Here is a 13954-nt window from a genome sequence, read left to right as displayed (position 1 = left end):
TAGGATGAGGGGCTATGACAACCTTTGCCGATGATCTTGCCTTGGCGCTGCAACTAGCCGACGCTGCCGACGCGATCACCACCGAGCGATTCGAAGCCACCGACCTGAAGGTGTCCACCAAACCAGACATGACCCCCGTGTCGGAGGCCGACCTGGCCGTGGAAGAGCAATTGCGCGCCCTGCTCAAGGAGAAGCGCCCGCTCGACGCCGTCCTCGGCGAGGAGTTCGGTGGCGACGCCACCTTCGAGGGCCGTCAGTGGGTCATCGACCCCATCGACGGCACCAAGAACTACGTCCGCGGGGTGCCGGTGTGGGCCACCCTCATTGCCTTGCTCGACGACGGGGTGCCCGTCGTCGGCGTCGTCTCCGCCCCGGCGCTGGGTCGACGGTGGTACGCCGCCGTCGGCACCGGTGCCTGGCGGGTGCTCACCGGCGGTTCGCCGAAGCGACTCGCCGTCTCCGAGGTCGGTGAGCTGGCCGACGCCTCGCTGTCCTTTTCCTCCCTCTCCGGGTGGGCAGAGCGCGGTCTGCGCGAGAACTTCCTCGGCCTGAGCGACTCCGTGTGGCGGCTGCGTGGCTACGGCGACTTCTTCTCCTACTGCCTCGTCGCCGAGGGCTCCGTGGACATCGCCGCTGAGCCGGAGGTGTCGCTGTGGGACCTGGCCGCCCTGAGCGTGCTGGTCACCGAGGCCGGCGGGCGTTTTAGCAGCCTGACCGGTGAGGACGGGCCGCACGGCGGGGACGCCGTGGCCAGCAACGGACGCCTGCACGACGCCGCGCTCGCAGCGCTCACTGATCGATAGGTCGCCTGGGCTTCAGCTTTCCCGTTGTCGGCTTCACCTCCCGGTTGTCGGCTTCATCTTTCCCGTTGTCGGCGAACGCCGACAACGGGTTTTGTTGCCGATAATTGTCGGATTGAGTGGGCAGCTTCCTTGGAGGCCACGTAACACCATTGATAGGCTGACAGGTATCCACTGCACACGTCGCTGCGCAGTGGTTTAGTCACCCAATGAATTAATAAGGAGGCCTGACGTGCTCATCGGCATTCCCGTCGAGGAGTCACCAGGGCAAACCCTGGTCTCAGCCACTCCGGACACCGTAGGAAAGCTCATCAAGCTCGGCTACGATGTCCACGTCCAGCGGGGAGCCGGCGACAACGCCGCCTTCCCCGATCACCTCTACGAAGCTGCCGGCGCCACCATCGTCGACGATGTCTGGTCCACCGCCGACATCGTCACCACCGTCGACACTCCCACCGAGGAGCGTCGAGCCGCCATGAAGCCGCAGGCCACGCTCATTTCGCGTCTCGCTCCGGGCCGCAACGACGCCCTCGTCGCCGAGTTCGCCGAACGCGACCTGACGGCCTTGGCGATGGACGCCGTGCCGCGCATCTCTCGCGCGCAGTCGATGGACGTGCTGTCCTCCATGGCAAACGTGGGCGGCTACCGCGCCGTCATCGAAGCCGCCGCCCACTTCGGACGTCTGTTCACCGGCCAGGTCACCGCCGCCGGTAAGGTCCCGCCCGCCACCGTGTACGTCATCGGCGCAGGTGTGGCCGGACTGGCTGCCATCGGCACGGCGAACTCGCTGGGCGCCATCGTTAAGGCCACCGACCTGCGCCCTGAGACCGCCGAGCAGGTGGAGTCCATGGGCGCCGAGTTCGTCGCCATCCCTGCCGAGACCGAGGAGTCCGAGGACGGCTACGCCAAGGAGATGACCGCCGACCAGGCGCAGGCAGCGGCGAAACTGTACGCCGAGCAGTCCGCGAAGGCCGACATCGTCATCACCACCGCGAACATCCCGGGCCGCAAGTCCCCGGTGCTGCTCACTGCCGACGACGTTGCCGCCATGAAGCCCGGCAGCGTCATCGTCGACATGGCCGCGGCCAACGGCGGCAACTGCGAGCTCACCCGCCCCGGCGAGGTGTACACCACCGAAGGCGGGGTGACCATCATCGGCTACACCGAGCTCACCCGCCGCCTGCCGTCGCAATCCTCGCAGCTCTATGGGCAGAACATCGTTAACCTGCTCAAGCTCATGACCCCGGGCAAGGATGGCGAGCTCGTCATCGACCTCGACGACGAAATCGTGCGCGGCATCACCGTCGCCCACCAGAAGGACATCCTGTGGCCCCCGCCGCCAGTGAAGGTCTCCGCCGCTCCGGCGGCGACACCTGCGGAACCAGCTGCGGCCGCCGCCGAGCCGGCTGAGGAGCCGGCGAAGTCCGGCACGTGGAAGCTCATCGCGGGCGCGCTCGTCCTCGCGCTGCTGCTGGCCAGCCCCCTGGTGGTCATGGGCCACTACATGGTGCTGCTGCTGGCCATCGTGGTGGGCTTCTACGTCATCACCGCGGTCACGCACTCCCTGCACACGCCGCTGATGAGTGAGACGAACGCCATCTCGGGCATCATCCTGGTCGGTGCGCTGCTGCAGGTCGGCTCCGCCAACCTGGCGGTGACCATCTTGTCCTTCATCGCCATCGTGGTGGCATCCATCAACATCTTCGGCGGGTTCACTGTCACCCACCGCATGCTCGACATGTTCCGGAAGGAGGCCTAAACGATGACTGCTCTTTCGTTCGCGGCCGACGCCGCCCTGTGGGTCGATAGGCTCACCACCATCGCCTACCTCATCGCCGCCTTGCTGTTCATCCTCGCGCTGGCGGGGCTGAGCAAGCAGGACACCGCCCAGCGTGGCAACAGCTTCGGCGTGTGGGGCATGGGCCTTGCGCTCGTGGCCACCGTCGCCAAGGCGCTCACCCAGTCCGCCACCCACCCCGGTGACTTCCGCAGCCCGCTGGTCACCCTCATCCTCATCGCCCTGGCCATGGGCATCGGCGCCGCCATCGGCATCCCCAAGGCCAAGAAGGTGGAGATGACCGGCATGCCGGAGCTCATCGCGCTGCTGCACAGCTTCGTCGGCCTGGCCGCGGTGCTCATCGGCTTCAACTCCTTCCTCGCCCCGCACGGCGTGAGCGAGGAGATGGCCGCCTTCCACCTCGGTGAGGTGTTCCTCGGCATCTTCATCGGCGCCGTGACCTTCACCGGCTCCATCGTCGCCTACCTCAAGCTGTCCGCCAAGATCTCCGGCGCGCCGCTGACCCTGCCGGGTCGCAACCTGCTCAACCTGGCGGCCATCGTCGTCTCGCTGGTGTTCATGGTCGTGTTCATCGTTTCCGGCGGCGACGGCGTGTGGGCGTGGGTCGCCATCATCGTCATGACCGTGCTGGCGCTCGCACTCGGCGTGCACATGGTTGCGGCCATCGGCGGCGGCGACATGCCCGTCGTGGTGTCCATGCTCAACTCCTACTCGGGCTGGGCCGCGGCGGCCGCCGGCTTCATGCTGTCCAACCCGCTGCTCATCATCACCGGCGCGCTGGTGGGCTCCTCCGGTGCCTACCTGTCCTACATCATGTGCAAGGCGATGAACCGCTCCTTCATCTCCGTGATCCTGGGCGGTTTCGGCTCCGACGGCGGCAGCGCCGCGGCCGACGACCGCGACTACGGCACCCACACCGAGACCACCGCGGCGGAGGTCGCGGCCCTGCTCGCCGGTGCGAAGAAGGTCATGATTACCCCGGGTTACGGCATGGCCGTCGCCCAGGCGCAGTACCCCGTCGCTGAGCTCACGTCCCGGCTGCGCGCTCAGGGTGTGGACGTCACCTTCGGCATCCACCCCGTGGCCGGCCGCCTGCCAGGCCACATGAACGTGCTCCTCGCCGAAGCGAAGGTGCCGTACGACATCGTCCTCGAAATGGACGAGGTCAACGATGACTTCGCCGACATCGACGTCGTGCTCGTCATCGGCGCTAATGACACGGTCAACCCCATCGCCTACGAGCCCGGCTCCCCCATCGCCGGTATGCCGGTGCTCAAGGTGTGGGAAGCCGAGAAGGTCATTGTGTTCAAGCGCTCCATGGGCGCCGGCTACGCGGGCGTGCAAAACCCGCTGTTCTTCAACGAGAACACGGACATGCTCCTCGGCGACGCTAAGGCCTCCGTCCTGGCGATCAGCGAGGCGCTCTAAGAGCTAACAGTTCCAGCGACGCACCGTTACGGGTGCGTCGTTTTTCTTTTCCCGTGTGGCGCACACCCTGCGCACCCTCCCCCGCCGGTGCCATAATGCGGAGGTAGCCGGTGCAACGCTGCCGGGGGTTGGTGCGTTGGTTTCGGGAACCGTACCCACGGCTACGCCGTCTAAGAGTGCATGGGCACATCGACTATCGGGGGGACAAAGACGTGACGCTTCCACCTACTCACTTACTCACCGGACGTGCGAGGCGAAGGCGACGCATCGTTGCGGCGCTCACGTTGCTGGCGCTGTTGCCGGTGGTGGGCTGCCAAGACGCTTCCTACTCAAAGGTCACCAACACGGAACTACCGCCGGGCATCTACCTCAACGGCGACTTCGTTGAACTCACCATCCGCGACCCGAACGGCCCGGAACAGGAATGGATCGACCCCTGCAACGAGATACCCGAGGAGGTACTCGAGGAACTCGGGCTGAAGCGCGGAAAACGCTCAGGCGGAAAATGGTTCGGCATGGACGGGTGCACGGGTAATCCTTCCGTCAAAATTTCTGGAAAGACCAGCCTTGAGACCGAGCAAATCATGCTCAGCCTCACTGCGGGGCCAACGCCGTACCATCAGTTTCTCAACGACCCGAACCGCGTTGAATCGCAGTCACTCAAGGATCTCCCAGACGCCTTATTCCGAAAATTCGATCAACAATGCGACATAGTCGTCGATACTCGGAGAGGCATTTTCATAGTCGGGGCCGGAAGCCTCGTCCGGGGCGCGACGGATGAAGGCTACTGCCAGATGGCAACCAGAGCCTTCTACAAGATCTACAACTCACTAAGGGAAAAGAAATGAAATTCATCATTGACCCCGATAGCCTCGCCGCTGTTGCACGAGCTACGGATTCCAACTCCATGCACGCCTACCAAGCACGAAGTGGAGCGCAGAGCGCCCTCATCGGCCCCGCCTACTCCACCGCCTCCGGCTACGATCAGCTCGGCACCATCCATGGGCTTAGCCTTCATAGCCACCCTGGTTCCGCCGCGGAGGTACTTGGCCTGGTCGCTGAGGAGCTGCAAAGCGTTGCCGATAATCTGGTGACCACCCGTCGGGCCTACCAGGACCAGGACACTATCGTCGCCCGCGTGCTGCGCCGGGCGGACATCGGGGACTCCGGTGCAGCGGCTCTCGGGCTGTTCAGCACGGGAGGGCTGGCCCGCACTCCCGGAATGCACCGTGGGGAAGTCATCGTCACTCCGGCGGTGAGCCTCGACGCGCTCCTGGCAGCGCTGGGCGCCTCGGATTCCGGCGCCGTCTCCGGCGCCATGGGAGTATGGGCGAACATTATCCAGGCCGCATCGAACATCGCCGAGGGGCTCATCGAGGCCTCGGGATACATCGGTGCCAATAACTACGGCCAGACCTCCGACGCGATCATGGCCCGGCTGCAGGATTCCGGACGCGCCACTCGCACCATTGCTACCAACGCTGGGCATTTCGAGTCCACGCTGTCTCAACTGGAGCCTGCCCGTTTGGCCAACATCGCCACCGTGCAGGCCCTTAAGACCGAGTTGACGGCCCTGGCCGCAAGTGGACCCGAGGGTACTGCCGTGGCTGAAATCGCCGAACGCGCCGCACTGGCCCACAATGCGGTTACTACCCAGGCTGCATTGGCTGCGATTACCCCGCGGGTGATGAGCCTGAGCGATCCGTTGCTGAGCACCGCGCCTAACCCCACGGCGACGCTGACCACCGCCGACGGCGGGGTGGGCTTCGATGGCACCCGCTTTATCGCCCCGCACGGCATGGTTGACTCGCTGCTTGGCTACGCCGATGCTCATCCGGAGCAAGTCAGCCGCATCAATGCCCTCACCCAGGCCGCGGCTCGCCAGGCCGGTATGCCGGATTCCCCAGGCCTCATTCATCCCGAGACCATCACCACCGCCCCCACCACTGCGGGGACTATTACTTCGCCCGCCCCGCTGACGCATGCCCCGGCGTCGACGCCGTCTTCGACCGCCGCGATAGGCACCGTCGCACAGTCCGCCGTGAGCCCTGCTAGATGGGGCGCACCGACGCGAGGCGGGGACACCGGAACAACGGCGCGCGCTGCGGCTTCCCCGGTACGCAGCGGGTGGGACTCGGTGTCCGCCACCACTCGCTATATCATGGGCCCGCAACCGCCGCGGTCGAAAATATTGGTCTCGGACACCCTCGTTCAACCAAGTGATGGGAAGGCGGGCACCCGGTGGAATGGGTCGGCGTCATCGAACGGGTACAGCAGTGGCGGCACGGGCCCACGCGGCGGGGAGCGCGGCTACCGCGTCGCGCCGGAGGCCCCGCCCCGGTCGAGCACACCAGCACCTCTCAGTGCGGAGCCTGCCTCTCCGGGCGCCGGTGCTGCGCGTGGCGCCACCCCGGCGTCGAGCCCCGTGATGGGCGGCGGTTTTGCCAACCCGTCTCGTAGCGATAAGCGCCGTGCGAAGCCGCCGAAGATCATGATTACCGAGGTCGAGCGAGACGCCAATAGGCTCGCACTGCTCGGCGAGCCTCGAAAGGTCCTGCCCGGGGTTATCGGGGAATGGATCTTTGAGGATCCTGATGATCCGAACGGCACCTACCCCAACAAGATTTAAGCACTCACCGATGCGCCGTTCGACGCCCGGTAGACACCGCATGCAGCCCACGTGACTAGCACGAAGGGCCAGGTAAACGCTGCCACCCCGACGCCGGCGAAGCCCCAGGTCACCACCACGGCCAGCAGCGCACCGGCTACGACGGCCAGCGTTCGACGCACCGTCGACCACTCCGGGCAGAACACCCCGCCTATCGCCATGGCCACGAGCACCGAGGAGTAGCTGGCCAAGCCCGTGCCCGCGGCTGCGAACCCGTGGACACTGGTCTCCAGGGATAATGCGATGACGGCGCCGGCCACGCCCCACGCCGCCAGCCGAGGACTGCCCACCGCCACCCCGGCGGCCACCAACACCCCGGCGGCAAGGCCGTCGGCGAGGACCACCTCTGCGAAGCTATTGGCCAGTCCGACGCCGACGCTCGTGACCTCCCCGCCGCCGCGGCCGGCAAGGGCCACCACAGAGGCGAGGGCACAAAACGGTGCGGTGGCCGCCGGCAGGCTCACGGCCGCCAGCCAACGAGACGCGTATATATACAGAAAGACGCTGAGCGCCGCCCCGGCGATCGCCACGACCAGCCCCGCGGTGAAGGTGTCGGTGAGCGAGTATCCGGCGATGCCCACCAACGCGCCGTTAAAACCCATGAGGCCGTCGGCGGCCTCGGCGCGGTGCCCGATCACTACTGCCACAACCGTGGCGACGGCGGCGGCCACTATCAGCAATGCTGCCGCCGGCACCGACCAGGCTGCCACCCCGGCGGCGATGAGCACCCCCGTCGGCCAGGAGGGCAGGAAGAAAATCTGGGCGATGCTGCGCGGAACCCACGTCAGCGGGTGGGTGGAGGCAGCAAGGGCACGAATCGAGTTCACGGGCACGTCTCCCACGGTGATGTCGATGAGGGGTGGATGGTCAGAATTTCCTTAGGCGCACCGGGCCGCGGCCGGTGTCGGCGGCGCGGGCGATGCCCACCGCGCGGTGCAACATGTCCTCCAGCTCGGCGGTCGTGCTGCCGAGGGCGCGGATCATGACCGCCTGCGGGGCATCGGCCCACGCAATGCCCGCTCGGGTTACCCCGGCGCGCAGGGTGGGTCGTTCGGATCCGACCGGCGCGCCGCAGGCGTCGATAAGCGCGGTGAGCTCGTCGACGGCGTCGTACACCCGCGGCCCGATGAGGAGCAGCTGGCCGACGTGGGTGAAACCCTCCATGACGCCGAGGTCAGCGTCGGTGCCAGTGGCGGCGTCAGGCAGGATGCGCAGGTTGTCGATGACCACCGGGCGGGCGTCGGCCAGCCGGACGGCGGTGCGTAGGCGCAGCTCGTCGTAGGCGAAGGGCTCGCCGGTGGGCGACCAGCCGGGGGTGAGGATCTCCGCGACGGCGACCCGGGAGGTGGCGGTGACGGTGATGTCGGTGCGCTGGCGGTAGGAACCGTCGCGGTAGACGATGAGCGGGTCGGCGAGATACTCGAAGATGGCGTCCTCGCCCACCGTTACCTGCATGTCCTGCACTGCCGGGCCCTGCGGGGTGCGGTAGACCTTCGTGGCGGACTGGGTGGTAAGCATGAGCGACGCCCCGTCGGCCACGTCGATGCTCACTTCGTAGCGGTCGGCTCCTAGGTAGGCTCCGCCGGGGTTGAGGATGGTGTAGGTGACCTGGCCGGAGTCGTCGAGGTAGTGCGGGCGCATCACCCGCAGCGCCCCGGAGTGGAACTGAGCGGCGGCGTAGCTGCGCTCCCCCGGGCGCCGGGCGATGCTCAACTCCAGCCGGCCCGTGGCCGGGGAGGTCATGATTGCAGGTCCAGCAGGAGGACGTCGTGGCGGATCCAGTCCAGCACGGTGTCCAGGCCTTCGTCCGTCTTGAGGTTGGTCAGGGCGAAGGGCTTATCGCCGCGGAATCCGCGGGAGTCCTGCTTCATCACCTCCAGGTCGGCGCCGACGTACGGCGCGAGGTCCGTCTTGTTGATAACGAAGAGGTCGGATTTGATCATGCCCTGGCCGGCCTTGCGGGGGATCTTCTCGCCCTGGGCGACGTCGATGATGTAGACGGAGAAGTCCACTAGCTCCGGGGAGAACGTCGCGGAGAGGTTATCGCCGCCGGACTCGACGAAGATGAGGTCGAGGTGCCCGTGGCGGGCCTTGAGCTCGTTGATGGCGGCCTCGTTCATCGAGGTGTCCTCGCGGATGGCGGTGTGCGGGCAGCCGCCGGTCTCGATGCCGATGATGCGGTCCTCGGCGAGCACCGAGTTGCGGGCGAGGATCTTCGCGTCCTCGATGGTGTAGATGTCGTTGGTGATGGCGGCCATGTCGATGGTGTCCGCCAGCGCCCGGGTGATTCGCTCGATGAGCTGGGTCTTTCCAGCGCCGACGGGGCCGCCGATGCCGACGATGACAGGTTCGTTCGTGCTCATGGGGTGAAGTATCTCCTCTAACTCATAAACATGCGGGAATGCAGGCGGGCGTGGCGCAGCTGCGCTAGCTCCAGCCCGGGCGCCACCAATCCCAGGTCGGCAGCGTCGAGGCTCAGGGCGGCGTCGACGGCGGCGTCCACCCACCCGTGGGCGTCGCGCAGGATGCGCTGGCCGGCGTTTTGCCCCAGCGGCACGGCGCGTACCGCGTTTTGGGTAAGCGTGATGGCCGTGGCGTACAGGTGGTGTGTCATGGCGGCGTCCGCGGTGAGCCCCACGTCGCGCGCGCACAGCGCCCACACCAGCGCCGGGTGGGCGAACGCCGCTCCGGCGTCGACGGCAGAGCCGTAGGAATCCAACGCGGCCGACGGGTAGTTCTGCCGGCAGATGGTCAGCAGCCGTTTGCCCATGGCGGCGCTGGCGTCGCGCACCTGCTGCGGCACCGCGGCGGCGGTGAGCTCATGGTCTAGCTCCACCACGTCTGCACCGTCGAAGACGAGGCGGATGGCCAGTGCGTCGGCGTAGGTGAGCTGGTGGCGCACGTAGGCCTCAAGCCAGGTGGCGAAGGTAGCGGCGTCGCCGATGCGGCCGTCGGCCAGATAGGACTCGAAGCCAAAGGAGTGGGCGAAGCCGCCGGTGGGCAGCGCCGAATCCATGAGCTGCATGGCGGCCATGAGGCCGGTGCGCGCGGTCATTAGTGGGTGTGCTCCGCGTGGCGGAAGGGCACGGCCATGACCCGGTCCTGGCGGGTGTAGGGCACGCTGTGCTGATCGAGGTAGTCGACGACCGTGTGGTCGTACTGCACCACCATGACCTCGGCGGCGTAGTCACTGTCTGCGTCGAAGAACTGTGCCTGGAGGTGGCGGTTGCCGAGGGCGTGCGCCACCTGGCCCATCTCGGTGATGCTGCGCGGGGCGATAACGAGCACGTCGGTGGGAAGCACAGCGACGACGACGGCGTTATCGGCCTCCATGGCGAGGATGTCGCCGTCGCGCAGGTCCGGCGAACCGGCCGGCAGGCGGATGCCGATCTCCCGGCCGTGGTCGGTGGTGACGCGCTGGATGCGCTTGACCAGTTCCGCACTGGGCAGCCACACCTTCTCTACGTGGTAGCCGGCGAGATCCATCTCCTGGGTGTTGCCGGCGAGGGCGGTGATAATCACGGTAGGTCTCCTAGAACAGGCGGTAGCGCTGGGCCAGCGGAACGGTCTCGGCGGGCTGCGAGGTGATGGGCTCACCGTCGACGACCACCTGGTAAGTCTCCGGGTCCACGGACAGCTCGGGCGTGGCGTCGTTGAGCTTCATGTCCGCCTTGCTCAGCGTGCGGATACCGTGGACGGCCCGGACCTTCTTGCGCAGGCCCAGCTTCGTGGGCACCCCGGCCTCGATGGAGGCCTGGGACATGAAGGTGATGGAGCTATCGTGGACCGCGCTGCCGTGGGCGCCGAAGGACTCGCGGTACATGACCGGCTGCGGGGTGGGGATGGAGGCGTTGGCGTCGCCGACGGCGGCGAGCACCACCTGGCCGCCCTTGAGAACCATCTCCGGGCTGACGCCGAAGCGGGCCGGGTCCCACACGACCAGGTCGGCGAACTTGCCGACCTCCACCGAGCCGACCCACTGGTCGATGCCCTGGGCGATGGCCGGGTTGATGGTGTACTTGGCGATGTAGCGGCGGATGCGGAAGTTATCGCCCACGATGGCCTCATCCTCCGGGAGGGTGCCGCGCTGGCGCTTCATGGAGTCCGCCACCTGCCAGGTGCGGGTGATGACCTCGCCGACGCGGCCCATCGCCTGCGAATCTGAGGACGTGATGGAGAACACGCCCAAGTCGTGCAGGACGTCCTCCGCAGCGATGGTTTCTGCACGGATGCGCGAGTCCGCGAAGGCGACGTCCTCCGGCAGGTCCGGGTTGAGATGGTGGCACACCATGAGCATGTCCAGGTGCTCTTCGATGGTGTTGCGGGTGTACGGCAGCGTCGGGTTCGTCGACGCCGGCAGCACGTTGGGCAGCGCCGCCAGGCGGATGATGTCCGGGGCGTGGCCGCCGCCGGCGCCCTCGGTGTGGAAGGTGTGGATGACGCGGCCGTTGATGGCGTTGGCGGTGGACTCCAGGAAGCCGGCCTCGTTGAGGGTATCGGTGTGGATGGCGACCTGAACGTCGAACTGGTCAGCCACCTTCAGGGCGGTGTCAATGGACGACGGCGTGGAACCCCAGTCCTCGTGCACCTTCAGCCCGGCGGCGCCGGCGCGGATCTGCTCTGCGAGCGGCGCGACCCTCGACCCGTGGCCCTTGGCCAGCAGGGCGATGTTCATGGGGTAGTCCTCCACCGCCTTGAGCATGTTGTGGATATTCCACTCGCCGGGGGTGATGGTGGTGGCCTTGGTGGACTCGCCGGGGCCGGTACCACCGCCGATCATCGTCGTAATACCCGACGCGAGCGCGGTAGGAACCTGGTCGGGGCTGATGAAGTGAATGTGCGTATCGATGCCGCCGGCGGTGATGATCTTGCCCTCGCCGGAGATAATGTCCGTGGCCACGCCGATGGTGATGTCCACCCCGTCGGAGATGTCCGCGTTGCCGGCCTTGCCGATCTGGGTGATGTAACCGTCGGTCACCGCAATGTCGGCTTTGAAGATACCGGTGTAGTCGATGACCGTGGCGTTCGTGATGACCAGGTCGGGCACGTGCTCGTCGCGCACGTGGCGGGAGTTTTGTCCCATGCCATCGCGGATGACCTTGCCGCCGCCGAAGGTCGCCTCCTCGCCGTAGACGGTGTGGTCATGTTCGATGGTGGCCAGCAGCTCCGTGTCCGCCAGGCGAACCGAGTCCCCGACAGTGGGCCCGTACAGCCCGGCGTAGGCCTCGCGGGAAATCTCATAGCTCATGGTGCCCTCCTAGGCGTTCTTCTCGATGACGTTGGGCCGGGCGGTATTCGCGCCGCCAGCGATGAAGTCGTAGTCCTCCAGGTTGAGGCGCTCGATGGGCGGCTCGGTGGCCGGGTCCAACCAGCCGTTGACCAGGTTGTGGAAGCCATGAACGCGGCGCTTGCCGCCTAACGCGACCAGCCGTACGGTGCGGGCGTCGCCCGGCTCGAAGCGCACGGCAGTGCCGGCCGGGATGTCGAGGCGGAACCCCAGGGCGGCTCGGCGGTCGAAGCTCAATCCCGTGTTGGCTTCCGCGAAGTGGTAGTGGGAGCCCACCTGCACGGGACGGTCCCCGCGGTTGATGACCTCGATCTCGATGGTGTCCCGACCCTCGTTGAGGACGATGGGCTCGCTGGCCAAGATGTATTCTCCGGGGCGCATAACGACAGGGTGCCTTCCTCTTTGGCTGGTGTACGGCTGGTGGTTAGCGGATCGGGTTGTGGACGGTGACGAGCTTGGTGCCGTCGGGGAAGGTGGCCTCCACCTGCACGGATTCGATCATGTCCGCCACTCCCTCCATAACGTCCTCGCGGCGCAGGATGGTGGTGCCGTAGCTCATGAGCTCGGCGACGCTGCGGCCATCTCGGGCACCCTCCATCAGCTCATAAGTGATGATCGCGACGGACTCCGGGTAGTTCAGGGCCAGGCCGCGGCTCTGGCGCCGACGGGCGAGATCGGCAGCGACGACAATGAGGAGCTTCTCTTGTTCGCTCGGGCTGAGGTGCATGGCGGGGGTGGTCTCCGGTTCATTGATGGCGGACGATGTTGGCGCACAAAAGCATATACCTGTCCCGCTATTGGTACCTACTCAAACACATCGGATGGCCTCTCAGCAGGAGCTTTTCGGGTTTTTCCGGCGGCCGCGCCCCACCCAGCGAGCTCTCCTGCGCCTCGGACTGGTGAGTAACCCTTCAGCATCGCGGCGAAAGGAGATACCTGGCACCATGACACCTCTTATCTACCTGTACCTCATCGCCTTCACCACGCCCCTTTTTCCTGGTGGAGATCATCAAAACCGGCGAGCTGCCGCCTACCCTGCCACTGCTCATGCTCGTGGAGGTGGCACTGTTGCGAGGCTTCCACACCCGGAAGGCGTCCGACGCCGCGCGCCGTGGTCGTATGTGCCGTGGTCGCGTGCGCTGTGGGCGTGTGTGCGGAGTATTGCCTCGGATCCCAGAACGTCGCAGTGGCGCTCACGCTGTACCCCTTCCCCCAGAATGTGGCCCAGGCGACGGTTATCGGTGTGGCTTCTTCCGTGGCCGTGTTCCTCACGCCGCTTTTCACCAAGGTTCTGCCCGCTCCTAAGCCCCAGCACGATGCGACCGGCGCCACAGCACGACAGCGAGTGACTGCCGAACCGGTGCTTTAGTATTCCTGCCCCCTGCGGCCGGTATTGGCGCTCGGAGGTGGCGGCCCCTCGATGCCTACGTCCCGCGAAAACAACGAGGGCGCGGTAACGACGCGCGACGGAGGCGATAGCCGCCAGCGCACGACCCTCCGCGTGCGGGTGCTGGCGTCTTCATTTGCGCTTAGGCCAGCTCCCTGCGTGCAGCTCTGAGCCCGTCCACCGTGAAGATCTAAACCACACCCACGATGACGAGGGCGACCCCGCGAACGCGAGCACCGCCGGCCCCCATCCCGGGAACACCACCGGGCGGCGACCGGTTACCCTGGAACCGACACCGTTGCCTTTTCTCCAGGAGCACCCATGGCTGAGGACCTCACCCCCACCCACCAATGGCTTAACGACGCCGCACACGCTTTGGACACCGATCCCGACCTGGTTGCCGAGCTCGTGCCCGACCTCTTGGCGCTCACCAAGGTCATCGCTCACCACGGCCCGTCACGCCCCGCTGCTCCGCTGACCGCCTTCCTCGTCGGCTACGCCGCCGGCGCCCAGGGGGGCGACGCTGACGGGGTGCGCGCCCGCATCGACGCCATCAAGGCGCTACTGCCCGACGCTGACTAAGGCC

Annotated in this window: 15 protein-coding genes; 7 read left to right on the top strand and 8 right to left on the bottom strand. The window is 66.6% G+C overall.

The annotated features are described in order from the left end of the window. Positions 1-14 precede the first annotated feature (14 nt). The 5 genes from hisN to CUTER_RS02810 all read left to right on the top strand — a co-directional run bounded on the left by hisN (position 15) and on the right by CUTER_RS02810 (position 6655). Positions 15-803: a histidinol-phosphatase gene (gene hisN, locus CUTER_RS02830; protein WP_047259155.1), complete on the top strand. Its 789-nt coding sequence runs from the start codon at positions 15-17 to the stop codon at positions 801-803. Between the two features lie 229 nt (positions 804-1032). Next, positions 1033-2559, top strand: coding sequence for a Re/Si-specific NAD(P)(+) transhydrogenase subunit alpha (locus tag CUTER_RS02825; RefSeq protein ID WP_047259154.1), 1527 nt, complete (start codon positions 1033-1035; stop codon positions 2557-2559). A gap of 3 nt (positions 2560-2562) precedes the next feature. Continuing rightward, positions 2563-4026: a Re/Si-specific NAD(P)(+) transhydrogenase subunit beta gene (gene pntB / locus CUTER_RS02820; protein ID WP_047259153.1), complete on the top strand. Its 1464-nt coding sequence runs from the start codon at positions 2563-2565 to the stop codon at positions 4024-4026. Positions 4027-4238: 212 nt separating this feature from the next. After that, positions 4239-4874, top strand: coding sequence for a DUF3558 domain-containing protein (locus tag CUTER_RS02815; RefSeq protein WP_144412237.1), 636 nt, complete (start codon positions 4239-4241; stop codon positions 4872-4874). After that, complete coding sequence (locus tag CUTER_RS02810; RefSeq protein WP_047259151.1) at positions 4871-6655, top strand: hypothetical protein; 1785 nt, start codon at positions 4871-4873, stop codon at positions 6653-6655. Before CUTER_RS02815 ends, CUTER_RS02810 begins: the two co-directional genes overlap by 4 nt. On the opposite strand, the gene CUTER_RS02805 is transcribed toward CUTER_RS02810, so the two are convergent. From CUTER_RS02805 to CUTER_RS02770, 8 genes are read right to left on the bottom strand one after another with little or no spacing between them, the layout of a single operon-like run. Then, the gene (locus CUTER_RS02805) at positions 6652-7521 is read right to left on the bottom strand and encodes an urea transporter (protein ID WP_144412236.1); all 870 of its coding nucleotides are present in this window, start codon (positions 7519-7521) and stop codon (positions 6652-6654) included. The genes CUTER_RS02810 and CUTER_RS02805 overlap by 4 nt on opposite strands. Positions 7522-7561: 40 nt before the next feature. Beyond that, entirely contained in the window at positions 7562-8437 is an 876-nt protein-coding gene (locus CUTER_RS02800; RefSeq protein ID WP_047259149.1) for an urease accessory protein UreD, read from the bottom strand. Next, on the bottom strand, positions 8434-9057 hold the full coding sequence (ureG, locus tag CUTER_RS02795) for an urease accessory protein UreG (RefSeq protein ID WP_047259148.1): 624 nt from the start codon (positions 9055-9057) through the stop codon (positions 8434-8436). The genes CUTER_RS02800 and ureG overlap by 4 nt, the downstream gene beginning before the upstream one ends. A 17-nt stretch (positions 9058-9074) precedes the next feature. Further along, positions 9075-9749, bottom strand: coding sequence for an urease accessory protein UreF (locus CUTER_RS02790; RefSeq protein WP_047259147.1), 675 nt, complete (start codon positions 9747-9749; stop codon positions 9075-9077). Next, the gene (gene ureE / locus CUTER_RS02785) at positions 9749-10216 is read right to left on the bottom strand and encodes an urease accessory protein UreE (protein WP_047259146.1); all 468 of its coding nucleotides are present in this window, start codon (positions 10214-10216) and stop codon (positions 9749-9751) included. The genes CUTER_RS02790 and ureE overlap by 1 nt, the downstream gene beginning before the upstream one ends. A gap of 10 nt (positions 10217-10226) precedes the next feature. Further along, positions 10227-11942, bottom strand: a complete 1716-nt coding sequence (ureC, locus tag CUTER_RS02780) for an urease subunit alpha (protein WP_047259145.1) — start codon at positions 11940-11942, stop codon at positions 10227-10229. Between the two features lie 9 nt (positions 11943-11951). Next, entirely contained in the window at positions 11952-12362 is a 411-nt protein-coding gene (locus tag CUTER_RS02775) for an urease subunit beta (RefSeq protein ID WP_082121238.1), read from the bottom strand. Positions 12363-12405: 43 nt separating this feature from the next. Further along, complete coding sequence (locus CUTER_RS02770; protein ID WP_047259144.1) at positions 12406-12708, bottom strand: urease subunit gamma; 303 nt, start codon at positions 12706-12708, stop codon at positions 12406-12408. A gap of 399 nt (positions 12709-13107) precedes the next feature. Here CUTER_RS02770 and CUTER_RS11555 point away from each other — a divergent pair, with 399 nt between their 5' ends. Beyond that, complete coding sequence (locus CUTER_RS11555; RefSeq protein ID WP_144412235.1) at positions 13108-13350, top strand: hypothetical protein; 243 nt, start codon at positions 13108-13110, stop codon at positions 13348-13350. A 339-nt stretch (positions 13351-13689) separates the two neighbouring features. Then, positions 13690-13950, top strand: a complete 261-nt coding sequence (locus tag CUTER_RS02760; protein WP_047259142.1) for a DUF6457 domain-containing protein — start codon at positions 13690-13692, stop codon at positions 13948-13950. The last annotated feature ends 4 nt before the right edge of the window (positions 13951-13954 follow it).

It is taken from the genome of Corynebacterium uterequi (genome assembly GCF_001021065.1).
GTDB lineage: Bacteria > Actinomycetota > Actinomycetes > Mycobacteriales > Mycobacteriaceae > Corynebacterium > Corynebacterium uterequi.
Note: the sequence above shows the minus strand (reverse complement) of the source record. Positions and strands in the feature narration are given on the sequence as shown.

Excerpts from the sequence above, each read along its gene's own strand:
- hisN (WP_047259155.1), top strand. The coding sequence starts at position 15 with ATGACAACCTTTGCCGATGATCTTGCCTTGGCGCTGCAACTAGCCGAC.
- pntB (WP_047259153.1), top strand. The coding sequence starts at position 2,563 with ATGACTGCTCTTTCGTTCGCGGCCGACGCCGCCCTGTGGGTCGATAGG.
- CUTER_RS02810 (WP_047259151.1), top strand. The coding sequence starts at position 4,871 with ATGAAATTCATCATTGACCCCGATAGCCTCGCCGCTGTTGCACGAGCT.
- CUTER_RS02800 (WP_047259149.1), bottom strand. The coding sequence starts at position 8,437 with ATGACCTCCCCGGCCACGGGCCGGCTGGAGTTGAGCATCGCCCGGCGC.
- ureG (WP_047259148.1), bottom strand. The coding sequence starts at position 9,057 with ATGAGCACGAACGAACCTGTCATCGTCGGCATCGGCGGCCCCGTCGGC.
- CUTER_RS02790 (WP_047259147.1), bottom strand. The coding sequence starts at position 9,749 with ATGACCGCGCGCACCGGCCTCATGGCCGCCATGCAGCTCATGGATTCG.
- ureC (WP_047259145.1), bottom strand. The coding sequence starts at position 11,942 with ATGAGCTATGAGATTTCCCGCGAGGCCTACGCCGGGCTGTACGGGCCC.
- CUTER_RS02775 (WP_082121238.1), bottom strand. The coding sequence starts at position 12,362 with ATGCGCCCCGGAGAATACATCTTGGCCAGCGAGCCCATCGTCCTCAAC.
- CUTER_RS02770 (WP_047259144.1), bottom strand. The coding sequence starts at position 12,708 with ATGCACCTCAGCCCGAGCGAACAAGAGAAGCTCCTCATTGTCGTCGCT.
- CUTER_RS02760 (WP_047259142.1), top strand. The coding sequence starts at position 13,690 with ATGGCTGAGGACCTCACCCCCACCCACCAATGGCTTAACGACGCCGCA.